At 70.5% G+C, this 22,266-nt stretch carries 19 protein-coding genes; 7 read left to right on the top strand and 12 right to left on the bottom strand.

Features of this window, described 5'->3' with window-relative positions:
- Nucleotides 1-83 precede the first annotated feature (83 nt).
- The 4 genes from O0S08_RS06095 to O0S08_RS06080 all read right to left on the bottom strand — a co-directional run bounded on the left by O0S08_RS06095 (nt 84) and on the right by O0S08_RS06080 (nt 5,138).
- On the bottom strand, nt 84-929 hold the full coding sequence (locus O0S08_RS06095) for a methyltransferase domain-containing protein (protein ID WP_269038061.1): 846 nt from the start codon (nt 927-929) through the stop codon (nt 84-86).
- A gap of 141 nt (nt 930-1,070) precedes the next feature.
- Nucleotides 1,071-3,476: an EF-hand domain-containing protein gene (locus O0S08_RS06090; protein WP_269038060.1), complete on the bottom strand. Its 2,406-nt coding sequence runs from the start codon at nt 3,474-3,476 to the stop codon at nt 1,071-1,073.
- A gap of 265 nt (nt 3,477-3,741) precedes the next feature.
- Entirely contained in the window at nt 3,742-4,353 is a 612-nt protein-coding gene (locus O0S08_RS06085; protein WP_269038059.1) for a hypothetical protein, read from the bottom strand.
- A 221-nt stretch (nt 4,354-4,574) separates the two neighbouring features.
- Nucleotides 4,575-5,138 (bottom strand): hypothetical protein, encoded by a 564-nt coding sequence (locus O0S08_RS06080; RefSeq protein WP_269038058.1) that lies wholly within the window; start codon nt 5,136-5,138, stop codon nt 4,575-4,577.
- Nucleotides 5,139-5,759: 621 nt separating this feature from the next.
- On the opposite strand from O0S08_RS06080, the gene O0S08_RS06075 reads away from it, so the two are divergent.
- Nucleotides 5,760-6,830: a hypothetical protein gene (locus O0S08_RS06075; protein ID WP_269038057.1), complete on the top strand. Its 1,071-nt coding sequence runs from the start codon at nt 5,760-5,762 to the stop codon at nt 6,828-6,830.
- Nucleotides 6,831-7,086: 256 nt separating this feature from the next.
- Here the strand turns inward: O0S08_RS06075 and O0S08_RS06070 are convergent, their stop codons facing one another.
- Nucleotides 7,087-8,001, bottom strand: coding sequence for a metal-dependent hydrolase (locus O0S08_RS06070; RefSeq protein ID WP_269038056.1), 915 nt, complete (start codon nt 7,999-8,001; stop codon nt 7,087-7,089).
- Between the two features lie 175 nt (nt 8,002-8,176).
- Here O0S08_RS06070 and O0S08_RS06065 point away from each other — a divergent pair, with 175 nt between their 5' ends.
- Nucleotides 8,177-9,073 carry a LysR family transcriptional regulator gene (locus tag O0S08_RS06065; RefSeq protein WP_269038055.1) on the top strand — a complete coding sequence of 299 codons (897 nt, stop codon included), beginning with the start codon at nt 8,177-8,179 and terminating at the stop codon, nt 9,071-9,073.
- A 503-nt stretch (nt 9,074-9,576) separates the two neighbouring features.
- Nucleotides 9,577-10,017 carry an OmpA family protein gene (locus tag O0S08_RS06060; RefSeq protein ID WP_308477870.1) on the top strand — a complete coding sequence of 147 codons (441 nt, stop codon included), beginning with the start codon at nt 9,577-9,579 and terminating at the stop codon, nt 10,015-10,017.
- Between the two features lie 33 nt (nt 10,018-10,050).
- Here O0S08_RS06060 and O0S08_RS06055 read toward each other — a convergent pair whose 3' ends face one another.
- Entirely contained in the window at nt 10,051-11,010 is a 960-nt protein-coding gene (locus O0S08_RS06055) for a hypothetical protein (protein ID WP_269038054.1), read from the bottom strand.
- Between the two features lie 649 nt (nt 11,011-11,659).
- Here O0S08_RS06055 and O0S08_RS06050 point away from each other — a divergent pair.
- The gene (locus tag O0S08_RS06050; protein WP_269038053.1) at nt 11,660-11,977 is read left to right on the top strand and encodes an SCP2 sterol-binding domain-containing protein; all 318 of its coding nucleotides are present in this window, start codon (nt 11,660-11,662) and stop codon (nt 11,975-11,977) included.
- Nucleotides 11,978-12,196: 219 nt separating this feature from the next.
- On the opposite strand, the gene O0S08_RS06045 is transcribed toward O0S08_RS06050, so the two are convergent.
- Together O0S08_RS06045 and O0S08_RS06040 are read right to left on the bottom strand one after the other, a co-directional pair.
- Nucleotides 12,197-14,053 (bottom strand): hypothetical protein, encoded by a 1,857-nt coding sequence (locus O0S08_RS06045; protein ID WP_269038052.1) that lies wholly within the window; start codon nt 14,051-14,053, stop codon nt 12,197-12,199.
- 183 nt (nt 14,054-14,236) lie between these two features.
- On the bottom strand, nt 14,237-14,587 hold the full coding sequence (locus tag O0S08_RS06040) for a hypothetical protein (RefSeq protein ID WP_269038051.1): 351 nt from the start codon (nt 14,585-14,587) through the stop codon (nt 14,237-14,239).
- Nucleotides 14,588-15,199: 612 nt separating this feature from the next.
- On the opposite strand from O0S08_RS06040, the gene O0S08_RS06035 reads away from it, so the two are divergent.
- A complete protein-coding gene (locus O0S08_RS06035; protein WP_269038050.1) occupies nt 15,200-15,964 on the top strand; it encodes an SDR family oxidoreductase in 765 nt (254 codons plus the stop codon).
- 167 nt (nt 15,965-16,131) lie between these two features.
- Here the strand turns inward: O0S08_RS06035 and O0S08_RS06030 are convergent, their stop codons facing one another.
- Together O0S08_RS06030 and O0S08_RS06025 are read right to left on the bottom strand one after the other, a co-directional pair.
- The gene (locus tag O0S08_RS06030) at nt 16,132-17,319 is read right to left on the bottom strand and encodes a BON domain-containing protein (RefSeq protein WP_269038049.1); all 1,188 of its coding nucleotides are present in this window, start codon (nt 17,317-17,319) and stop codon (nt 16,132-16,134) included.
- A 582-nt stretch (nt 17,320-17,901) separates the two neighbouring features.
- Complete coding sequence (locus O0S08_RS06025; protein ID WP_269038048.1) at nt 17,902-18,570, bottom strand: hypothetical protein; 669 nt, start codon at nt 18,568-18,570, stop codon at nt 17,902-17,904.
- 761 nt (nt 18,571-19,331) lie between these two features.
- Here O0S08_RS06025 and O0S08_RS06020 point away from each other — a divergent pair.
- Nucleotides 19,332-20,201, top strand: a complete 870-nt coding sequence (locus tag O0S08_RS06020; RefSeq protein ID WP_269038047.1) for a sulfurtransferase — start codon at nt 19,332-19,334, stop codon at nt 20,199-20,201.
- 88 nt (nt 20,202-20,289) lie between these two features.
- Here O0S08_RS06020 and O0S08_RS06015 read toward each other — a convergent pair whose 3' ends face one another.
- Complete coding sequence (locus O0S08_RS06015; protein ID WP_269038046.1) at nt 20,290-20,817, bottom strand: hypothetical protein; 528 nt, start codon at nt 20,815-20,817, stop codon at nt 20,290-20,292.
- A 266-nt stretch (nt 20,818-21,083) separates the two neighbouring features.
- Between O0S08_RS06015 and O0S08_RS06010 the strand changes: the two genes are divergently transcribed.
- Nucleotides 21,084-21,635 carry a hypothetical protein gene (locus O0S08_RS06010; protein WP_269038045.1) on the top strand — a complete coding sequence of 184 codons (552 nt, stop codon included), beginning with the start codon at nt 21,084-21,086 and terminating at the stop codon, nt 21,633-21,635.
- Nucleotides 21,636-21,659: 24 nt separating this feature from the next.
- On the opposite strand, the gene O0S08_RS06005 is transcribed toward O0S08_RS06010, so the two are convergent.
- The gene (locus tag O0S08_RS06005; protein WP_269038044.1) at nt 21,660-22,184 is read right to left on the bottom strand and encodes a DUF3565 domain-containing protein; all 525 of its coding nucleotides are present in this window, start codon (nt 22,182-22,184) and stop codon (nt 21,660-21,662) included.
- Nucleotides 22,185-22,266: the final 82 nt, after the last annotated feature.

Below are 22,266 nucleotides of genomic sequence, written 5' to 3'. Positions count from 1 at the left end.
TCGGTGAGACCGATCGTCGAACCACTCCGAGACATTGTCGGCGACGCTCGTCGACCTGGGGTCGACTGCGCCCTGCCCCTCGATCATCGCGGCGGCGCTCTGCGGGTCTTGCCGAACTCGACGCTCGTGCCGGGGCAGGCTGCGCAGGACGGGCTGCGCGGCTTCTTCGCCAGCCAGATCCGCTCGTCGAGTGGTTCGGCGGCGCCGGTCGACAGGCCGTGACGCGCGACCAGCCACGCCGGCAGGCGCGCGAGTGGGTCGGCGGCCTCGACGACGAAGCCGGCCGCCTCGAGCCGCGACTTGAGGTCGCGCGCCGCGTAGATGCGCACGTGGTCGCCCTGGCCGAAGTGCGCCAGCCGCTGGTGAGGGTCGACGATCGTCGGGTCCTCGTAGGTGTGCATGCGGCCGGGCTCGAGCGGGACCTGCACGAGGGCGAGGCCACCCGGGCGGAGCACGCGGTACATCTCGCGGATCGCGGCGTGGTCGTCCTCGATGTGCTCGAGCACGTGGTAGACGATCAGAAGGTCCCAGGTCGCGTCGTCGAGGAACAGCAGCGCGGTCAGGTCGAGCGAGAGGTCTTCTTTGCCGCGGATAGAATCCGCGGTGCGGTAGCGCCAACGAGTGCGCCGGCGATAGGCATCCTTTTCGCCCGGCATCGGCGAGAAGTGCAGGACGTCGAAGGCTCTCGCCGGCAATGTGGTCTCGTTCTCCAGCCAGTGAAGCAGCAAACGGTGGCGTTCGCGCGACTTGCAACGCGGGCAAGCAGCGCCGGGACGGCCGCCGGCGGCGTCGAACCGGCTTGTGACGCCGCACAAGTTGCAGGTGTGGACGTCGGGATCATGCGCTCCGGGGCGAGCGGCGACCAGACCGACGACTGCGGTCGAAGCAGCGAGCAGGGCGAGCAGGGCGAGGCGTCGGTTCGCACGCATCGGCGCCTCACCTGCCGGCCCACGCCAGGGCGAGCAGCGGCTCACCGGTCAGACGGACGCTCCTCCACAACGACCGAAGGCCGCGCCGGATCGAGTCGTCGTGGATGACGTGACACGGCTGCAACGCGGTCCTCCGCGCCGTCAATCCTCGGTGTAGAGCCCGCTCCGCCCGAGCTTCTCCTCTGCCTCGGAGAAGCTGACGGTCAGCGGATCGCTCAGGTTCGGATCGAGGTGGTAGTTGTCCTGCAGGAAGCGCTCCGCGATCACCCGGGTCTCGAGCTCGCGGATGTAGTCCTGGGCGAGCTTCTTGGCCTGCACGACGCTCGCGGCGTCGCCACGCGCCAGCAGCCGGTGCAGCTCCAGGCGCACGCCCGCCAGCCTGCCGACCGGGCCCATGATGCGGAAGTTGCTCTCCACGCGCTCGACGGGGATGGAGGCCTGATTGAACGCCCGGGCCCGCGCGAGCTCGGACGCGAGGCTCGGCCAGTAGCGCGTCGTGTAGAACGCGGCGTCGTCGCGGTGGTACCACTCCTCGGAGCGGGCGATCGACGACGAGACGGTGTTGTGGAGCTTCCACAGGAACAGCCGCAGCGACGGCCCGTCGGACACCGCTCGCAGCTTGTCGTCGAGCGACACGTTGAAGCTGGTCGCCTCGAGGTCGTGCCCGAGCAGCAGGTACTCCACCGGGTACATGTCCACCTCGCGGTTCTGCACCACGTAGGCGTTGAGGTGGTGCCGGCAGTACGGGCACGGATACATGGTGGCGAACAGCTTGAAGAACCGCTTGAACAGGACGGCCAGCCGCTCCTGCTCGGCGGCCGGCTTGTCACACACGATCTCCGCGACAGTGTGGAGGAAGCGCCACACCGCCGGGCCGATGAAGTACGGGAAGCTGACCCGCATCTGCGCGTCGCGCACGTCGTTGCGGCCGACGTACACGTCGATGAAGGCCACGTACTGCGAGATGCTGCCCGTGTCGCGCCCGAACTCCGCCCGCTCGCGCCGCTTCTGCACCCCGTTCAAGTAGTGCCGCGACAGCCACCAGCTCTGCATCAGGCGCAGCTTCTCGGCCGGGCTGCAATTCGGGAACGCCGCCACCAGCTCCTCGCCGTAGACCTCGAACTCGCCGGCGTCGTGCATCCACTGGAACCACCCGTCCATCACCGCGTGGGTCGGCGCCTCGCAGGTGGCGACGTGGGTCGCGTTGCTGACCGAGAACGCGCTGAGGAGCTTCGGCATGAAGTCCTCGTAGAAGTAGCGGACCGGCATCATCGCGCCGTCGACCGTCTCGAGCGCGTTGTCGAGGATGACCCGGTGCCACCGGTCGAGATAGGCCTTCGGGTCGCCCGCCGCCTGGGCCTTCGCGGGCGCGTGCTCCTGCGCCAGCTCCTCCGCGCGCAGGCGCCTCAGCTCGTTGAGGGCCAGCACGCCCTCGACGACGTCGCCCAGGCCGAGCCGCTGCTTCTGCATGCTGATGGCGAACTCGACGCCCGCCGCGAACTTCTCGCGCGTGTTCTCCGACCGGCTGCGCGCCTCGACCATCGCCTCGTGCTCGACCAGCATCTCCGCGGTCTTCGGGACAGTCTGCCAGTCGACGATCCGCTCCTGCAGCCGCGCGTACTCGGCCTCCAGCGACTCGGCGACCGCGTCGAGCGTCGGGTGGCACACCTCCTCGACCACCCCGAGCCCCTTGTACAAGTCCATCGCGGCGCGCACGAACGCGACGAACTCGGTGATCCGGTACGGCAGGTTGCGCACGCGCAGGTGCGTCTCGTGGTTGGCCGAGAAGCTCTCGCGGAAGCTGCGGTACGCGGCGCCCTGGATCAGGCGAAACAGGCCGATCTGGAGCTGCAGGACGGACGTCCCGCGGACCTTGCCGGCCTGCGATTCGCGGGCGTTCAGCTCGCGCAGGCGGCCGATCTCGACCTCCACGGTGGCCTGGGGTTCGTCCGCAGCGGGCGAGGACTCGAGCCCCGCCTCGGCCCGCTCCCGCGCCTCGACCGCGCCTGCGACCGCCGCCGCCGTCGCCGCCGCGCTGGCCAGCGGTGCCGCGCTCTCGAGCGCCCCCGGCGCCCGCGTCGGCACCGCCTGCGCCAGCTGACAGAACTCGTCGAAGCCGATCGAGCCGTCGCCGTCGGCGTCGACCTCCTTGATCATCTCGTCGAGCTCGGCCGCCGTCAGGCCGACCTGACCCATCACGCCGCTCATCTCCTCGGCGGTGATGCGGCCGCTGCCGTCCCGGTCGAAGATGGCGAACGCGAGCTCGAGGCGGCTGCGGCGGTCGCCGTAACGCGCGAGCATCAAGGTCGTGAACTCGCCGAAATCGATGCTGCCCGAGCGGTCGGTGTCGACCTCCTCGATCAGCCCGCGCAGCTGCGACTCCGTCGGGCTCTGGCCCAGCGAGCGCATCACTGCCCCGAGCTCGTCGGCGGAGATCGTGCCGCTGCCGTCGGTGTCGAAGACCCGGAAGGACTCCCAGAGCCTGTCGACCTCGCGCTTGTCGAGGGAGAGCTCTGCCGCCAATGGACTGCTGACTGACGTGGTCATCTTCGTCCGCGACTATAGAGCACCGAGCATTGCCTCTGAAGCGAAAAGAGACCCGCGCGGGCCCTCCCCGAGATCCACGCGTGAAGCCCCTCGGCGCGCCACGCGGAGCGCCTGCAGGCAGCTCCGAGGCGAGCGGATCGTGAAAGAATGGCGCGCGCGCCTCATGAGACGGCCCTCACCATCCGTCGTGACGGGCGCCCACCGGGCGCCCACCGGGCGCCCACATCGATTCCCACGAGCGTCGGCTCGGGGACCCGCGGCGCGACTACGGGCAGCGCGACGCGACGAAGCTGAATCCGGTCCCGTTGGTCGGGTTGTCGTCGACCCACTGCCCCTCCAGGTGGCACAGCTGGCCCCGGACCTCCGCTTCGTCGATCGAGAAGATCTCGAGGGTCCCGCGGAGCTGGCCGCCGACCGCGCCGTCGCACGTCTTCTTGCCCGACAGCGCGAGGGTCGACAGCTCCTCCAGCGCGTAGAGTCCCGGCGCCTGGATGGCCGCGGGGATGCCGATCCGGACGAACCAGTCGCCCTCGCGCGTCAACGACTGTTGGTCCGGATTCTCGCACGTGAGCGGATCGCTGCCGAGAGTGAGGCTGATGTCGCTCGGCTCCTCCATGGAGGGCTCGGCGATGACGCCCGCCCCCAGCAAGAGGCCCTCATCGCCGTCGCACGGCAGCGGCCCTTCGACCGTGGAGTCCTCGGTGGTCTCGCTCGTCGTCGGCGCGCCGTCGGTGTCGGTGCCCGTGGCGCCGGCCGTCGTCGTGTCCGAGTCGCCGCCGGTACCTGCGGACGAAGGGTCGGGCAGGCACCCGAGCGCAAGCGCGAGCGTCAGGGCGAGACAGGGCACGGTTCGGTCCGCGAGGTTGGGGAACTTCATGGCAGGGGTAGAGTCGCCGACCGCCGGCGAGAAATTGCGACGAATCCGCGAAGCGACGGCGCTGGTTCACAGCGGAGGGCGCGCGATCGATCCGTCAGGGAACGACGGCATCGGCGCGTCGCTGCAGTGAAACGACGCCGTCGTCGAGTCCACGAGGTCGTTCACCGGTCGCGGCCCCTCGACCCGCGCGGCGCTGTCTCACAGGTGCAGCGAACGGCCTGTCATTCGCCGAACCAAAACTGGCACGGGTGCCGCTCGCTCGCCCGCTCGGGCGCGAATCCGAGGACCGCGGCGAAGGCCTCGTGTCGCCTCGCGGGCCACACCGCCGCGGCCCACCCACCCTCGACCGCGAACAGCGCGAGCCCGGCAAAAAAGTCCGAGCTCGCGTCCGACTCCTCGTCGAGCTGCTCGTGTGTGAACTGAAGGCCGGCGACGATCCAGCCCGGTCCGGCGAACCAGTGACCCGTCACCCTCGCGTTCCACGTGCCGAGCAGCGGGGCGAACACGGGCAGGCGCGCGAGCCGTCGCGGATCGGCGAGGACCGCGAGTTGCGGCTCGTCCACCTCGAGGAGGGCGCAGTGCGGCGGCCGTGTGGGCCAGATCTCGAGCGCCTCGAACGCGAACGCCCTGCCCGCACCATCCACCGACTGCTCGCGCGGCTCGCCGCTCCCGAGGGCCGAGAACGCATCGAGGCAAGCCGCGAACGGCCGCACGGTGAAGGCGTCGGCGAGCTCGGCCCTCGCATGGCCGGGGACGCGGTGATCGGTCGGTGCGTCGATCGTCATGTCGGTGCTCCAGCCGCGCCGGTCGGCCCGACGCGCACGCCACTCCATACCCGAAGCGCCCCCCGGAGGCGCCGCCGCGTCCGTCGCACGGGTGCGAGATGCAATTGCAAAATCGCGTGGCGCCAATCGAACGCCTGCCATCATTCGCACGCGCCGTCGCTCGCGCGCCGCAACCGCGCCCCGGACGCCCACGGCCCACGCCGGCGTAGGAGCGGTGAGCGATCCGCCACGCGCGGACGGCCGCGGGCGAGCGGCGACCGCCTCACCTCGCGCTGCCCTCGAGCCTGCGCCTTGTCCCGCCCTTCGCGCCACGAAAGTCCGATCCGGGTCGGACGAATGACGAATCCGCGCAGCGATGCAATGATCAGCCTTGCCCTCGCCGGCTGCGCGCCCGTCGCTCGGCTCGAGCCTTCATCAGCCTCCGCGACGGCCCCGCTCGAGTGAGTCGCGCAGGGTGGCTGTGACTCGCGAGCGGTAGCGTTCGCGCGGACCTCTCCGCGGGGTGACGGATCTGCCTCGACGCGGCAATTAACACCTTCGAACCCAGCAGGCGACGGCGTCGTGACCTCGACCGGACCGACGCCTCGCTGCGTCCATTTCTTCCACCCTCGAGAGATTCGCATGACCAGGCTGCCTGTACCGTCGTCGCCGCGGCGGCTCGATCTTCACCTCGACTCCCTCGTGCTGACCGTCGGCCTCGGGCTGTTCGCGGCCTGCCCCGGCGAGAGCCCGGGCGACACGACCGCGACGGCGGGGCCCACCGGCTCGACCTCCACGTCCGAGGGCGAGCCAGATCCCGCAACCACCGAGCCGACCTCCACCACGACGAGCACGCAGAGCACCACCGAGGAATCGACCTCGCCGCTAGCGACGGACTCCGAGTCGAGCCACGGCAGCGCCACCGGCGACACCACCACCGGCACTTCCACCGGCGACACCACCACGGGCACCTCCACCGGCGACACCACCACCGGCACCACGGGCACCACCACCGGCGACACCACCACCGGCACCACGGGCGAGCCGATCGACTGCGCGCCCGACCTCGGGGTCCTGCAGGGCTCGTACTCCATCGAGAATCAGCTCGACGTCGAGGCTCTCGCCGCCTACAAGGAGATCACGGGCGCCTTGACGATCCACGCGCCGGGTCTGGCGAGTCTGGCCGGCCTGCAATGCTTGCAGCGGGTCGGGGGCGACCTCGAGATTCGAGAGACCGCGCTCACGAGCCTGGACGGCCTCGACAGCCTCGAATCGGTCGGAGGACAGTTTCTCATCGAGTTCAACGCACAGCTCGCCAACCTCCATGCGCTCGGCAACCTGGTCTCGGTCGGGGCCACCCCGCAGGGGTTCGGCTACTTCACGCTGAAGGCCAACGCGTCCCTCAAGGACCTGACCGGGCTCGGCGCGCTGACCTTCGTCGGCTGGAGCGTGATCATCTCGAGCAACGGCATCGAGACCCTCGAAGGGCTCGGCTCGGCGAGCATCGGCGGCGAGCTCCGCCTCGAGCACAACTTCAACCTCGTCGACGTCCTCGACGTCGCCGCGTTCCTCCCCAAGAGCACCGTCTATTTCGGCCACAACAAGAAGCTGTGGTGCGGCAACGCCGAGATGGCCTTCACCCTGATGAAGGCGAACGGCTTCAAGGGCGGCATGACGCTCTACGACAACCTCAACGGCTGCGGCGATTTTTGACGCACGGCTCGCCGGCTCCCTCCGTTCCGCCCCTGGCGCGGGCCTACGTGGCCATATCCAGCGACCCGCCGGGCAGGAGCCGACGCCCCGTGAATCATGCCAGCGGGGGCGCCGACCCGCGACCTCGCGGTCGCAGCCGCCCGAGCGCCACGGAACGCTCGGGTCGGCGAGCGAGCTCGAGACGCAGCGGCGCATTCGCAGCGTCGACCACCGCGAATGCGAGCACCGTCACCGGCGATTCGCGGGGCACGACGCGTCAGCGCGGCAGCTCGGACGAGTACCAGCGGACGACGTCTTCGCCGCGATCGTAGCGCTCGAGCCACCGGGCCGCGAACTCGGGCAGCGGTTGGTCCTCGGGATCATGGTTCGGCATCTGCGACATCCAGATCCGCCGCGTCGCCGCTGCTCGCGCGCTCGCGGGCACGCCCGCGAAGCTGTCGGGGAAGGTCTCGCCGGTGCGCCCGAACGGCACCAGCGAGCGGAGCGCGTGTCGGATGCGGAAGGCCGGGAGGAGCACGCGCGCGTCGATCTGGCGGTCCGCGAGCGGCACGTGGTCGTTGAAGCCGCCGAGGATCACCTCGAGCACCCGGTTCATGTGCAGGACCACCGACGGCAGCACGGCGAGGCGGTACGCCTCGCCGCCGCCGAGCGCCCGGTAGACGATCAGGGCCGAGCTGCGGTGCTCGACCTCCTCGACGAAGTGCCACAGAAACATCGCCGCGACCCGCTCGTCGCCCGGGCGGAACAGCTGCTCCTCGTGGTCGAGCAGCAGCTTGAACGTCGGCGTGAACGTCGCCTCGAGGTCGGCGATGTAGGCCAGGTGATACTTCGACGACCGGGTCGCGAGCAGCTCGTCGAAGCACGCGGTCGCCCGATCGACCGTCTCTTGCAAGCCCGGGTACGTCCGGATCAGCGCCTTCAAGTGCTGCCGGTGGACCCGCGCGTGCTGGGCCTCCTGGCGCAGGAACGCGTCCGCCTCGGCGGCGACCGTGGGCTCGCCGATCTGCGGCATCACCTGCCGCACGGCCTGCACGATGTATTTCTCGAAGGCGATGGCGATGATGCTGATCATGTTCGTCATCAGCGAGAACGCCGGGCTCTCCGGCTGCCACAGGAACGGGATGTCCCCCTCGAAGTCGAACTGCACCTTCCGCACCTGCAACGTCGTCATGGCTCTCTCCTCCGCTCCCCGGCGTATCGAGCTCCTCCGCCGGGCGGATGCGCGACCCCGTCGACAGCCCCACGGCGCCGTCGTCCGGGGATCAGAGTACGCCGCGCTCGTGGGAGCGACAATGCAACATCGAAGCACCTCACTGGAGCGCCGATGCTCCGGTACAGTGACGCTCATGGACGCTCTGCTCGCCAACCTGCCCACGCTCCTGGTGCTCGCTCGCACCCACTCATTGACCGCCGCCGCGGCCGAACTCGGCGTTCCACGCAGCACCGTGAGCCGCCGACTGGCGCGGCTCGAACAGGAGCTCGGGGTCGTCCTCGCTGAGCGCAACACGCGCAGCTTCACCCTGACTGAGGCCGCGCGACGACTCTCGGCGGAGGCCGGGGGCCTGCTCGCCCGTCTCCAGACGGTCTCCGAGACGGTCCGCGCCGAGGCCGGCCAGATCCGCGGGCACCTGCGCTTCGCCACGCCGCCCGGCCTCGCCGGTTCGTTCATCGGCCGCCTGCTCGCGCGATTTCAGGGCCAGCACCCCGCCGTCGAGATCGAGATCGTCGTGACCGAACGGCGCCCTCATCTGCTCGAGGAGCGATTCGACGCCCTCGTCACCTCCGAGGCCCCGCCCGAGCTGCCGTGGACGCGTCGCAAGCTCGGCCACTTGTGGTTCGTCGCGGTCGCCAGCCCGGCCTACCTCGCGCTTCACCCCGCGCCGACGAGGCCGCAAGACCTCGCCGAGCACGTGGTGCTCTCGGGCCCGCGCAGCCCGGAGGGCCTCATGACCTGGCCGCGGCTCCGCGGCGCCTCCCTGCCCGTGCGCCCCTGGTTGGTCACCAACGACCTCCCCACGCTGCGGATCACGGCGCTGGAGGGGCTTGGCATCGCGCTGCTGCCGATCCACCTGGTATGCGAAGACCTCGCCGCGAACAAGCTGGTGCAGGTGCTCCCGGAGCACATCGGCGCGACCGTCGACATCGTCGCGCTGTTCGTCCCCGAGCGCGGCAAGAGCCCCGTCCTGCGCGCCTTCTTCGACAACCTGGCGAAGTACACCGCGGAGCTCCGCGAGGTCGTGTAGCGTGACTGTCGGAGAGCCATGATGAATCGATCGTCCGAGAGCATCCACGCCGTCGGCAGCGCGGCGGTCCCCGTCATCGACCTCGCGCCGCTCCGCGGTCCGGACGCTCCGTCGAAGTACGCCCCGGAGACTGGATCGCAATTTCCTGCGATGAACCTCGCTTGAGGCCTCATGGCGCCCACGTACCCGCGACAGGACGGCACGCTGACGAAGGGCGGAACCCCGATCTTCGCAGTCGCGCTCGTGGCCCTGACCCTCGATTGTGGTCACCGCCCCGCCGAGGACTCGACGATGCCAAATCACGGGCCGACTGCGAAGGAAGCGAGGGCGACCGGGCCGGTCCTCGCTCCCGAGATCGCCGACGGGGCGGTTCCGGGCGCAGCTGTGACGCCTGCGGGCGATCCGCGATCCCGCGAGTCGGAGGCGCGTTGCAAAGAGGGGCGACCGCGCTGCCGTCCGGAGTACGCGTGTGGGGATGGTGGAGCCTGTCTCGCGGGCTCGCAATGCATCTCGGGCTGCTGCGCGCCGCTCGAGCTCGTCGGATGTCGCGTCGAGCTGCCCGCGCCCATCGCCTGGAAAGGGCCGCGAAGCTGGGAGCTCGCGCCGGAGAGCCGAGCGATCCTCGACCGGGTGGCCGACGCTCTGCTCCGATTCGAGGACGGACTGGTGGCGATCGACGTCCACGACGCGTCGACAGGGCCGGCAAGTACGCGCGGGTTGCGACCCACAAGCGGGCGAACACGATCCGTGATTATCTGATCTCTCGCGGGCTCCCGCGCGAGCGGCTGGTGGCGCGTGGCTGGGACGCGGAGAGGCCCGTGGCCACCAACAAGACAGAGGAAGGACGGGCCAAGAACCGCCGGGTCGAGATCGTACTGTCGACTCCCCCCGAGTGCGCCCAATTGCTGGGCCCGCCGTGCGGACCGATCGAGCAGACCTATTGATCGCCGCCGCCCCCCCGCCAAACAGCCCGCGGCCTATCTGCACAGCACGAAGGTCAACTGCTCATCGTTCGTGTAGGTCTGGCAGGAGTCGACCGGGTCCTCGCTCGGATGAGCGACGGCCCAACAGCAAGGCTCGCGGTCATCGACGAGATCGTGCGGAGGGAGCGGGCTATAAGGACAGTCTGCGCCCTTGGCGGTGCAGCAGGTATCCTCGTCGCCATTCACGCGTACGAAGCCCTGGCAGTCGGCGGTGCATCCGACCGCGCACTCGACCGCGAAGTTACCGCCGCACACTTCCTCCTGGCAGAACTGACGCGACGCGGTCTTGTCGGCGAGCGTGTTGCCCTCGGCGTCGAGATCGCACTTCTCGGCCACGTGCTTGACCTGCCCCGCGAAGTCGACAGCGATCTCCTCGCTGTCCTCGAGCATGCCATTGCCGCAGTAGTTGCAATCCGACCGGTCCCAGCGGCAGCCGGCCGTGCACTTTCGGGTCTTGCCGCCGCCATAGGGCCGGCTCCCGCCGTAGGGCGACGGCAGCCCGGTACACAGGATATCCTCGTCCGCGTCACCGAGCGCGGTGTCGCACTCCTCGTTGGCATCGACCTTGCCGTCGCCGCAAGCAGCGGCGCATCCCGAACGGTCGATGGTGCACTGACCCGTGCAGATCGCCTCGCCCTCCCCGAGGCAGGCCGGCCGGCCAGGAGCCGCGGGGTCGCACGATTCGCCCTCATCGACCACGCCGTTGCCGCACAGCGAGCAGTTCTCGAGCTTGAGGGTGCAGTCTTTCGGGTCGCACGGCGTGCTGTCGCGGGCCACCTTGCCCTCGGCGAGACAGCGCCCCTCGTAGCTGGCCGGGACCGCCGGGTCGCACTCTTCGCCCGCCTGCTCGTCGACGTAGGCGTCACCGCACACGCGCCGCTCCTCGAGATCCACCAGGCACGCCGCCGCCGCGCCCATCGACACCGCCAGGCCCAGCGCGAGCGACAACCTCATCGCAGATCGACCCTAGCACGCGGCCTCGGTGAGGAGCAACGCGAGCCGGATGGCCATGCCGTCGCAGGACTGCGCGCACCTCGGCAGTCGGTGTCCCCTGCAGGCCGCACTCGCGTTCAGGAGTCGAGCCCGCGACCCACGACGCTCGCAGCTCGGCAGGCCCCCGATCGCCCGGAGCTGCAGAGCAAGCGACGCGGGCGGCCGCGCCACCGGCGCGACCCGAGGCCGTCACATCCTTGACGGCCCCTCGAAGTACGCGGGCGCCGAGCTTCGATCGTACATGTCCTAAAAGACATGTCGCAACGATCAGCCCCGGCCGTCAGGACGATGAAGAGCTGGATGTCCAGGCGCGGCCAGGACGTCCTCGGCGAAGTCGCGTCCTCCGTCGACATGTCCCTCGGGACATAGGACGCCGGCGTGTACGCGGCCAGCGATCCATCGACCGGCGAGCGTCGCACGCGACGTCGCGCCGCGCAACGCCCTGGCGGCCCGGGCGAGCATTCGGCCCACACGTGCGAGACGAACCCACCGACCTGCCGAGCGCGACTCCGCCTCCTTGCGAGGAGGGTCGCCCCGGATGGTTGACAGCTCCAAGGTGTCCTCATAGCGTCCCACCTGACCGCGCTTCCATTTCCAGGAGGATCGAACCATGACCACCTCGACCCATACGATTCACGCCATGCGAGACAAGTTCAACCCGAACGCCGCCGCCGGCCTGGACCTGGTGTTCGGCTTCCGCATCACGGACGAAGACCAGGACTTCGCCCTCGTCGTCAAGGACGGCACCTGCGGCCTGCAGGAAGGCAAGAACCCCGACGCGAACGTCACCCTCGTCCTGGACAGCGCGACCTTCCGGGCCATCGTCGACGGCGAGACCGACGGCATGCAGGCCTTCATGGGCGGCAAGATGCGGGTCGAGGGCGACATGTCGCTCGCCACGAGGCTGCCCCAGCTCTTCCCGGCCTGAGCTGCGCCCTGCGAAGAGAGCGAGCGGAACCGACTGGCCGCTCGCTCGACGATGAGCGCCAGCCGAGCTCGACAGCAGGCCCGCCGGGGCGACCCGGCGGGCCTCTTGCGTCCGACCCCGATTCATGCCGCGCAGCGCGAGCGGAGGTCGCAAGTGACAGCAGCCCCGAGGCGACGGCGTCCCAGCTGCGCCTCGTGGGTCCAGGATCCTCGCCTGTCGTCAGGGCGCCCATCGCCGGAGGCCGGCGAGGATCCCGTGGCCGACGACGATCTCGCCGCTGACGAGCCCCGCCTCGGGCTCGCTGAAATGCATGGTCACGTCGTCGAGGCCGCGCCCGTACGACCGCGGCAGGGTGCCGGCCTCGATCACGTTGAAGTGGACCAGCAGGCGCTCGAACCAGTCGACGGAGCGGGCGAAGTCGAAGGCCATGACGACGTTGGCCCCCGAGGCCCGGCGCAGGACCGCGGACAGCGTCGCGTCGTCGTGCAGCGACGCGCGGCCGTCGCGGGCCGCGAGCGCGCGCCGCAACAGCGGCTCCTCGGCGCCCGGGGCGACGGCGAAGTGGACCTGACCCGCGGTCTCGAGGCGGTCGATGTTCAGGCCCTCGGTGACGAGGACCGGCGCGACCTCGCCGAGGTCGTCCGCGGCCTCGGGTCCGAGCAGGCCAGACAGGCGGATCGTCCAGCGATCGACCGGGACGCCGTCGATCGAGTACGCGGCCGGCGTGAAGGTCCACGGCAAGAGCTTGCTCAACGTCGCCCCGAGGACCGACTCGGCGGAGAACCGGCGGGTCCACGCGAGCCAGGCCGCGCGCGCGTCGGCACCGGGGACGAGGCGGTAGGTCGACAGCATCCCGAGGCCGAGCGGCGAGCCCGGCTGCTCGAGCAGCAGGTGCGCGATGTGGCCGTCGTACAGCGCGACGTCCTCGGCGACCTCGCGCCCGACGCTCTCCAGGCGCACCGGCGCGCCGCGCAGCGCCGACAGGGCGTCGGCGGTGGCGCGCAGTCGCTGCTGGACCTCCGCCTCGGTCGCACCGCCGGCGCTGTACATGTTCCAGGCTCGCCCGCTGCGCAGCTCGAGGTTCTGGGCCACCAGCGCCAGCGCGCCGGCCGGCAGCGCCTCGACGAACCCGGCGTCGAGCTTGCGCCCGCGCGACAGGCTGGCGCCGGGGAAGCGCCCGCCGGCGACCGGCACGAACTGCCAGGCCAGCGACGCCCCGGGGTCGCCGACGCTGAGGGTGAAGCTCGCCTGCTCGTGCTCGGCGAGCTCGCGCACGTTGAGGCCGTCGAACTCGCGCTTGGCCAGCTCGAGGATCTCGAACGCGCGCCCGATCGACGCCGGCGCGCCCGCCAGCATCTGCTCGAGCCGCTCCTGCTTGCGCGCGTCGGGCGTGGTCGCCCACGCCTCGATCGCCGCACCGTGGCGGCCGAACACGTCGCGCGTGAACACCACGGCCTCGATCCCGGCGCTGACCTCGGGCGCGCGCGCGACGACGTTGCCCGCCAGGTACGCCCGCGTGCGGGGGAAGAAGTCGCGGGTCCCGCTGATCACGACGTCGCGGCCGAGCGCGTCGAGGTAGAGCGCGGTCTGACCGGTCAGGAGGGCGCCGGCGTGCCCGTCGGCGTCCGTGCTCGCGCCGAGGTCGCGGACGAGCCCCGCGGCCCCGCCGACGTAGCCGAACGTGCAGGCGAAGTCGCCCGGGTGCCGGCCGAGGTCGCCGACGACGCAGCCGAGCGGGCGCTGGAGGTCGAACTGCGCGGCGACGCGGGGATCCAGCCGGAATCGCCGCACCGCCCATTCCGCGATCACCTCGGGCCGAAGCCTCGCCGCCATGTTCACGGGGGCCACGTGCGTGCGCAGGTCGGCGAGCAGCCCGGTCGCGCTCGGGATCAGCAGGTGGCCGAGCACCGGCGCGCCGTCGCGCTCGAGGGCCCGAGCAGCCCGCGTTTCGGACCCGCGGGCCGGTTCGGCCGCCGTGGACCCGTCCGCCGGCGCGACCGAGGCGCTGTCATGGCGGGTACAGGAGGGACAGGCGAGCGCTGCGAGGACCGTGAGCCCGGCGAGGAAGCGCGACATTGACAGCAGGATCCTTTCAGGGCTGCGGCGGAATCGATGCCGGCCCGATCGATCGTGTCGCCAGTGACCTCGGCGGATCACGGACGGCACATGCGCAAACCCGTGTCAGCGCCTGTCATCGCCTGTGCGACGCCGGGCCCGAGCGGTGTCTCCCTCGCCCGGCGCCGCGAAGGCGCGTGCCGGTCACGCGTCCCGCTCGTAGCCGTAGAACATGTGCAGCGCGAAGGTGTTGACCAGACCCTCGAGCACCAGCTGCTCGCCGGCGGCGAACGGGACGCCCGGATCGAGGTCGAGGTGATGGTGCAGCTGCCCGGTCTGCCAGAGCCGGTTGTAGGCGATCCTCGTGGTGTCGCGCCGCAGCCACACGCTGATGGACTGAGGGTTGATGCTGTTGGCGTAGATCAGGGTCCACGCGGTGAGCACGAACACCTTGTCGGCCGGGACTGTATACACCACCTGATTCAGGGTCGAAGTGGTGATGTGATAGATGCTCCGCATCTCCGCGGGCGTGACGCAGCAATGCTCAATGGGCATTTTGTCTCCAATCGTCGACGAGAGCGCGCGGCATGCGGCTCTCCCCGTCGTCGCATCATGACACGCCGGCGCATGCGGGACAACGCGTGAGTCCGAGCCAGCGCGCGCCGGACCGGCTCGATCGCCGAGCGCACGACGGCTCGCGCAGCGCGCAGGTCACTGCCGTCAATGGCGCTCCGAGACCTGCCGGAGCCGCGCCGCGCCGTCATGCGCGCGGGCTCGGCTCGGGCAAAGGTCGAACCATCCGCCCGCAGGATTCGCCCCCGCGGGCGCAAGCTCGGTGGCCGCACGCACCGACGCGAGCGCCGAGTTCGCGAGAATCAGCACCCAGGACCGGCCGACGAGCCAGCGACGCGAATCCTCGACGGCGAGCTCGATGCAGCCGTCGCGGCGAGGCGCCGCGCTGCTCGCCGTCCTCGGCGGCCGTGAGTGGACGGTCGATCACGGTGGACGCGAACGACGCGGCATTCCGGTTCTCGCCGTCGGGGGCTGCGCGCGTGAACCTCGCGGGCGAGGGCCCGGCGGCTTCCGATATACTCGCCGCGAGGACGTGACTGTCGAGACCGACAACGCCGAGCTTCGCCGGTCACGACGATCGCAGGGAGCCACGACATGCACGAGACGAGCGATTCACCGCGCACCGTCCTGATCACCGGCGGCGGCCGCGGCATCGGGGCCGCGACGGCGCGGCTGGCCGCGCGCGCTGGTTATCGCGTCTGCATCAACTACGCCGCCGACGACGCCCGCGCCCGGGAGGTCGTCGCCGACTGCCGGGCCTGCGGCGTCGAGGCGATCGCGGTCAAGGCCGACGTCGCGTCACCGGCGGACGTCGAGCGCCTCTTCGCCACCTGCGAGCGCGACCTCGGCCCGCTCACGCATCTGGTGAACAACGCCGCGATCATCGGCGCGCCGGCGCGGGTCGAGGAGGTCGCGGCCGCGACGGTGCACAGCGTGCTCGCAGTCAACGTGGCCGGGGCGATCTTCTGCACGCAGCAGGCGATCCGGCGCATGTCGACCGAGCGAGGCGGGCGCGGCGGCGTCATCGTCAACGTCTCGTCGATCGCCGCCGTCACCGGCAGCCCGGGCGAGTACGTGCATTACGCCGCGTCGAAGGCGGCGCTCGAGACCTTCACGATCGGCGTCGCCCGCGAGGTCGGCCCGCTGGGGATCCGCGTCAACGCCGTCCAGCCGGGCACGACCGACACCGAGATCCACGCCCGCTCCGGCAACCCCGACCGGCCGGCGATGGTCGCCAGGATCGCCCCGCTGCGCCGGGTGGCCGGCGCGGACGAGGTCGCCGAGGCGATCGTGTGGCTGCTGTCCGACCGCGCGTCCTACGTGTCGGGCGCCGTGCTCAAGGTCACCGGCGGCCTGTGAGCCGCGCGAAGACCTGCACGAGAGGACATATCCTTTCGAACATGTCCTATCACGCAGCCGGAGACCTGCGGTCACACCGCAGACGGGCCGCTGCGCTCACGAGTCCTCCGCGGCGGCACGTCGACGCGCGCGCCGTCACACGCGCGCGTCGGAGCTGACGGTCGCGCTCACGCCTCGCGCGTGCGCGAGGAGCTGCCCGTCGTCTCGGTCTTGCCGCGGGTCGTCTGCCCCTGCTCGCCCTGGACGCGGCCGGACTGGCCCTGCTCGCCCTGCTCGCGGCCGGGCTGCCCGTGGCTGACGCGGATCTGGTTCTGGATCTCGCGGACGCCCGAGATGTCCTCGCTGAGATCCTCCACCAGACGCTTGGTGTCGCGGTCGTCGACGGTGCCGCTCAGGATCACCACGCCCTGCTGGACCTTCACCTCGACCTCGCTGGCGTCGACCGACGGCTCCCGCGTCAGGGTCTCGCAGATCTCCTCGGTGATCCGCTCGTCCGAGCGGCGGTAGCCCTTCGGCCCGCGGCCGGTGAAGCGGCCGCGCTCCTGCATCCTGCCCATGCCGCCCATGCCGCCCATGCCGCTCATGCCGCGGCCCTCCTCGCCGAAGCTGCGGCGGCGAGGCATCTCCTCCCCCTCGTAGCCGCGATATCCCTCGCGACCGTACCCGCCGCCGTAACCCTGGCCCATCCGCTGACCCTGGCCGTACTGGTGCGTACCGCCGTACTGGCCCTGCTGCCCGTATTGTTGGCCGTACTGGCCCTGCCCGCCGTAACCCTGCTGGCCGTATTGACCCTGCCCGTACTGACCCTGCCCGTACTGGCTCTGCCCGTACTGACCCTGCCCGTACTGGCTCTGCCCGCCGTAGCCGCCGTAGCCCTGCCCGCCGTACTGGCCCTGCCCGCCGTACTGGCCCTGCCCGCCGTAATGGCCCTGCATGCCCTGCATGCCCTGCCCGCCGTAACCCTGCTGGCCGTACTGCCCGCCGTAACCGCCGTACCCCTGTGAACCGTACTGGCCCTGCCCGCCGTGCTGGCCCTGCATGCCCTGCATGCCCTGCCCGCCGTACTGGCCCGGCATGCCCTGCATGCCCTGCCCGCCGTACTGGCCCTGCATGCCGTAGCCCTGCTGCCCGTACTGGCCGTGCTCGCGATACTGGCCCTGCCCGCCGTATTGCGAGCCCTGGCCTTCGTATCGGCCGTAGCCGCCCTGCTGCATGAATTCTCCGCCGCGCGGCTCTTCGAACTCGGCGCCCTCGTCGTCGTAGCGGCGACGGGCGAGTCGCTCGTCGCGCTCGCGTCCTTCGTGCTCGTGGGACGACTGCCGCGTCCGGCGGCCGTAGCTCTGCTCTTCTTGCATGTGACGACGATCATCCTGTCTCATGGGAACCTCTCCTTCTCTCTCGGTTGAACCTGGAAATGTGCGACCTCGACGGTCGCCTCGACGCGCGCACAGAATGGGAGCATCCCGGCCTCGAGCCACTCGTGGGGGATGAAAGTGGTCCTGCGGCGACGAACGACGCCTACCCCATCCATTGCGCGCATGGACCGCCGCTAGTCGTTACCCTTGTCGAGGCGAGCATGGCCTCGTTTCGAGACAACTCGACTCCGGCCGCCGATCATGGCGAGCGACCTGAGCCGAGCTCGACATTCGCCGAACCGCAGGCACGGTATGTGCAGTTCGTATACGTTTTCTTTACACGACACGGGCCGAGGCCTGGACGAGCCGCGACAAATGGCAGGGGACGATTCCCCCCGGCCAGCGGTGGCGAGAGCGCCGGCCACGTCCCGGGAGCGGCGCATCGCTCGCCGCGTGGGCGGGTCACCCGGCCACGAGGCGAACGGGAGGCCGATTCAGCGAGGCCTCGACGATCCTCCGCGCGAGCTCCGACCCCGCGCCCGCGAATCACTCCCAGGGCTTCAGCCCGAGCGTCGCGGCGGCTCAGTCACAACTCGCGCCGTAGGTCAGACAGTCCTGGTACTCGCACGTACAGCGCACCTGGTCGCCGCCCGGCAGATCGGTGACCCAGCCGTCGGTGAGGCAGCTCTGGAAGTTGCACCGCGTGGTCGCCGTCCCGACGCCGGGGATGTCGGTGGTCCACCCGTCCTTGGGACAGTTGCTGAAGCTGCAGCGGGTACTCGCGCTCTGCCCGTCGGGCAGCTCCGTGCGCCAGCCGTCCTTGAAGCAATCGCTGAAGTTGCAGGAGGTGCGGGCGCGGTCGCCATCCGGGAACTCGGCCACCCAGCCGTCCTTCAGACAATTGCTGAAGTTGCAGCGCACCTCCACCTCCCCCGCCGGCGTGGCGACGGACCAGCCGTCCTTCGCACAATTATTGAAATTGCACTCACCGGCCGCGAACACCGACGCTGCGACGTAGTATGCGTCGACGCTCGCCTCGGGCTCACCGTCCGGACAGCACGACGGATCGTCGGGGTCGTCGGTGCAATCGCAGGCCTCACCGCCCGGCTGCGAGCTCGAGCCGCCGACGACCTCGCCCGGACCGGTCCCGTCGGTGCCCGTGGGGTCGCCCGTGGGATCGCCCGTGACGACACAGGCGGGGGCGAGCGCCAGAGCGGCCAGGAGCGCGACCTCGTGCAGCGAACGAGCCATGGTGAAAGCTGGCACGCTCCGCGCAGAGCGTCAAGGCGCCCCCACGACGGAGCTCTCGCGCGACCTCTCGCCGCGGCATCCCCCTGGGAACCCCGCATACGAGGCGTGCGGTTCGGCGCGCGGTCCTGTCGTGACGGGCTCGAACTGCCCGCCGATCACGCGCGACCATGCATCGTCATCGTCGACGACGAGCGCATGCGCGGCATCGAGGCCGCGGTGCCGAGCGACGCGTCCACGCGCCGTCAGCGACGAGGAGAGCACGACGTCGAGCAAGCCCGTCGCCGCGGAACCATCGACGGCTCGTCCGCGAGGACGTAATATTCGCGCCACACTGCATATCGGGCGAACATCTCTTCGGTGGGAGGTTCATGAGAAACCAGGACATCGCCGAGACGAGTCGACCCGGGGCATCGCCCAGCTGTTCGGCGTCCAGTCGATCCGAGGGTCGTCGCCGTCTCCCGCGGCCGCCCGGTGGATGCGTTCGCGGGCCTTCCGAAGCAGCCGGAGCTCCGGGCAGTCGCTGTCCGGCCTGCTCGACGCATCGGCGCAACAGGCGCGGCACATCACGACACCCTCGAACTCGCCGAGCACGTCCGCCAGGGGGTCCGCGCCCCGCGCCGCCCACCACGGGGGCTTGGCCTCCCTCGTCCGCCCTGCCGTGTTGCTGGCCTCGCTCGACCCACGCTGCGACGACGAGCTCGTGTCGGACGGCTCGCGGCGGTGGCTCGAGTTTCTCGCGTCTGACACAATCACCCGCCGTCATGCCACAGACTCGGTACACCACGCTCATCTCCGCGGACAATCTCGTCGAACGGCTCGCCGCCGCGCCCGCCGACGTGGCGGTGTTCGACTGCCGCTTCGATCTCGCCGATACCGGCGCGGGCGAAGCCTCATTTCACGCCGGGCACATCCCGGGCGCGCACTATCTCCATCTCGACCGTGACCTGTCGGGCCGCAAGACCGGCACCAACGGCCGCCATCCGCTGCCGTCGCGCGACGCGCTCGTCGCCACGCTCGCCGATCGCGGGCTCAGGCAAGGTCAGCAGGTCGTCGCCTACGACGCGCAAGGCGGCATGTATGCAGCCCGGCTGTGGTGGCTGCTGCGCTGGCTCGGGCACGATTCGGTCGCCGTTCTCGACGGCGGACTGCAGGCGTGGCAAGCGGCCGGCCAGCCGCTGACGAGCGAAACGCCACAGCCGGCGCGTGGCGATTTCCGGGCGTCGACGCCGCTCGAATCGCCGGTCGACGTCCATGCAGTGCTCGCGAACTTGACGTCGCGCGCGCGGACCGTCGTCGACGCGCGCGCCCCCGATCGCTATCGCGGCGAGAATGAAACGATCGATCCTGTCGGCGGCCACATCCCCGGCGCGATCAACCGCTTCTTCAAAGACAACCTGGCCGCCGACGGTCGCTTCAAGGCCGGCCCCGAACTGCACGAGCAGTTCGCCACGCTCCTGGCCGGCACCGAGCCCAATCGTGTCATCCTCCAGTGCGGCTCCGGCGTGACCGCTTGCCACAACGCGCTCGCGCTGGAAATCGCCGGCCTGCACGGCGCGTCGCTCTACCCCGGCTCGTGGAGCGAATGGAGCGCCGACCCGGCGCGGCCGGTCGCGACCGGCCCGAACCCGTAGGACGCGCCGCGACACCGCGGCGTCCTGATCGCACGATCGAGCCGAAGCTGGCCGGCCTCGCGGCTGCGGTCGCCCCGGGCGACGAGTTTCACGCGGGCGACAGCGGCGAGGAGAGCTCGACGTCGAGGACGCCCGTCACCCCGGAACCATCCGACAGCTCGTAGCGAACGGGCAGGAGCTCCGACGCCGGCCGGCCGAGCAGCCGCGCCAGTTCGTCCAGCGCGCTCCGATTGTCGTCGGCGAGGACATCGCGGGTCGACAGCAGGACCTCGGGGTGAAAGATCGTGCCGCTCGTCGCCTCACCGTCCACGAAGGTCAGGTAGCCGGCGAAGATCTGCCCCGCGACGAGGAAGTTCGCGGCGACGTCCATGTACATCGTCGGCAGCGAGGCTCGCGTACCGGACAGGACATACCAAACATCTGCGCGCTCCAGCCAATCGAGCACGTTCTCCTCGATCCATTCGTCCGTGGCCCCGTGCTCGCGCATGGCCTCGAGCTCCGCCGGGGCGTAATACTCGCGCCATACTGCATATCGAGCGAACATCTCCTCGGTGGGAGGTTCATGGGAGACCACGACATCGCCGCTGCGACGGAGGCCGGGGGAAGGGTCGGTCATCGGTCCTCTCCTGAAGTCGCGCGGACAGACTGCGCTGCAGCCTCAAGTGTATGCGCCGAGCGAGTTCTGCGGGCGCACGAACTAGCGCCGCCGCGGAGGCGGCCTGCGCGAGGGACGCTCGTCGCGCACGACCCGTCGCGCCGGATCCTCGCCTGTCTGAAGAGTCAGCTCGCGCCGAGCCCTCGCGTTCCGTGAGGTTCCCGACGTAATCCATCATCGCGGCGTGTCGACGCAATTTTCCGCGACCGAATGGTTACTCCCCCGCCATGCATCTCTCTTCGCGTCCTTTCGCGCACGCCTGCCTCGCCGGAGCGCTCGCGCTCACGGCCTGCCCTTCCGACCAGCCGACGACTTCGACGGCGGCGGACACCGACGGCGCCACCGACACCTCGACGTCGACCTCCGAGAATTCGCCCACGACGGCCGACGCCACCTCGACTTCCAGCACCTCCACGCCGACGACCGGCGACACTTCGACCTCGACGGACGACACGCCCGACACGACCACCGGCTTCAACCCCGAGATCGAGACGGCTTGCCATCCCTACTGCGAGAAGTTCGTCGAGTGCAAGATCTTCTATGAGAACGTGGAGGACTGCATCCCCGACTGCATCGACCTGTTCCCGGTCCCGACGGAGGAGTGCCTGGAGGCGAGCCTGGTCTCTCTGGCCTGCGTCGGCGAGCTGACCTGCCGGGAGCTCATCATGGAGGGGGCCTGCGGCGCGGAGTACGCCGCGCAATACGAGGTCTGCCCGTTCCCGAGAAAGCACGCGAGGACGCCGGCGCCCGCTCACGCGGCTGCCTCGCCTCGCCCGTGATCGACGCACGGACCCCGGGCGAGCTCACGAGCCGTGAGGGAGGTCGCCCGGCGGGACGCGCAGGAACACCACCTGCATGCGCACCGGCCCGAGCGGCTCGACGTGGTGCGGGAGCTCGGGCGGGATGATCGCCTGCTCGCCGGCCGTGAGCACGCGATCGACGGCCAGCGCCGGCATCACGAAGCGCAGCCGCCCCGCGAGCACCTCGACCCGCCCCCAGGCGCCGGCGCGAATCGTATGAGCGCGTCGCAGGCCGGCCGGGAGGTTCGTCTCGTCGAACAGCTCGGTGGTGCGATAGGCGGCAGCGCCGTCCGGCAGCTCGCCGCGCCCGCAGCGCCCGCACTCGATCGACGCGCCGACCCGGGCCGCACGCGCCGCGGCGTCGGCGAGCCACGGGTACTCGGACAGCGGCGGGCGGTGCCGGACGTGCCGGCGGTGCCCACAATCGAGGTGGACGATCCACTCGTCGGCGGCGTCGCGCTCGAAGCCGAGGATCCGCCGCGGGACCGCGAGGCCCGCGCCGCCCTGCGTGTTCGCGGAGTCGGTCACCGCATCATTCTATCGCCGCCGCCCGGCGGGGCCGCGGAAAAAGCTGCGCCCGGCCGCGCTCGCGTGTCCGAGCTCGCACGCC

The sequence above is a fragment of the Nannocystis punicea genome (genome assembly GCF_026965555.1).
Taxonomy (GTDB): Bacteria; Myxococcota_A; Polyangia; order Nannocystales; family Nannocystaceae; genus Nannocystis; species Nannocystis punicea.
This window is presented reverse-complemented; position numbering and strand designations above follow the sequence as displayed.

What these genes read in the sequence shown, in the direction of transcription:
- O0S08_RS06095 (WP_269038061.1), bottom strand. Translation starts at nt 929, where the DNA reads ATGCGTGCGAACCGACGCCTCGCCCTGCTCGCCCTGCTCGCTGCTTCG.
- O0S08_RS06090 (WP_269038060.1), bottom strand. Translation starts at nt 3,476, where the DNA reads ATGACCACGTCAGTCAGCAGTCCATTGGCGGCAGAGCTCTCCCTCGAC.
- O0S08_RS06085 (WP_269038059.1), bottom strand. Translation starts at nt 4,353, where the DNA reads ATGAAGTTCCCCAACCTCGCGGACCGAACCGTGCCCTGTCTCGCCCTG.
- O0S08_RS06080 (WP_269038058.1), bottom strand. Translation starts at nt 5,138, where the DNA reads ATGACGATCGACGCACCGACCGATCACCGCGTCCCCGGCCATGCGAGG.
- O0S08_RS06075 (WP_269038057.1), top strand. Translation starts at nt 5,760, where the DNA reads ATGACCAGGCTGCCTGTACCGTCGTCGCCGCGGCGGCTCGATCTTCAC.
- O0S08_RS06070 (WP_269038056.1), bottom strand. Translation starts at nt 8,001, where the DNA reads ATGACGACGTTGCAGGTGCGGAAGGTGCAGTTCGACTTCGAGGGGGAC.
- O0S08_RS06065 (WP_269038055.1), top strand. Translation starts at nt 8,177, where the DNA reads ATGGACGCTCTGCTCGCCAACCTGCCCACGCTCCTGGTGCTCGCTCGC.
- O0S08_RS06060 (WP_308477870.1), top strand. Translation starts at nt 9,577, where the DNA reads ATGCATCTCGGGCTGCTGCGCGCCGCTCGAGCTCGTCGGATGTCGCGT.
- O0S08_RS06055 (WP_269038054.1), bottom strand. Translation starts at nt 11,010, where the DNA reads ATGAGGTTGTCGCTCGCGCTGGGCCTGGCGGTGTCGATGGGCGCGGCG.
- O0S08_RS06050 (WP_269038053.1), top strand. Translation starts at nt 11,660, where the DNA reads ATGACCACCTCGACCCATACGATTCACGCCATGCGAGACAAGTTCAAC.
- O0S08_RS06045 (WP_269038052.1), bottom strand. Translation starts at nt 14,053, where the DNA reads ATGTCGCGCTTCCTCGCCGGGCTCACGGTCCTCGCAGCGCTCGCCTGT.
- O0S08_RS06040 (WP_269038051.1), bottom strand. Translation starts at nt 14,587, where the DNA reads ATGCCCATTGAGCATTGCTGCGTCACGCCCGCGGAGATGCGGAGCATC.
- O0S08_RS06035 (WP_269038050.1), top strand. Translation starts at nt 15,200, where the DNA reads ATGCACGAGACGAGCGATTCACCGCGCACCGTCCTGATCACCGGCGGC.
- O0S08_RS06030 (WP_269038049.1), bottom strand. Translation starts at nt 17,319, where the DNA reads ATGCAAGAAGAGCAGAGCTACGGCCGCCGGACGCGGCAGTCGTCCCAC.
- O0S08_RS06025 (WP_269038048.1), bottom strand. Translation starts at nt 18,570, where the DNA reads ATGGCTCGTTCGCTGCACGAGGTCGCGCTCCTGGCCGCTCTGGCGCTC.
- O0S08_RS06020 (WP_269038047.1), top strand. Translation starts at nt 19,332, where the DNA reads ATGCCACAGACTCGGTACACCACGCTCATCTCCGCGGACAATCTCGTC.
- O0S08_RS06015 (WP_269038046.1), bottom strand. Translation starts at nt 20,817, where the DNA reads ATGACCGACCCTTCCCCCGGCCTCCGTCGCAGCGGCGATGTCGTGGTC.
- O0S08_RS06010 (WP_269038045.1), top strand. Translation starts at nt 21,084, where the DNA reads ATGCATCTCTCTTCGCGTCCTTTCGCGCACGCCTGCCTCGCCGGAGCG.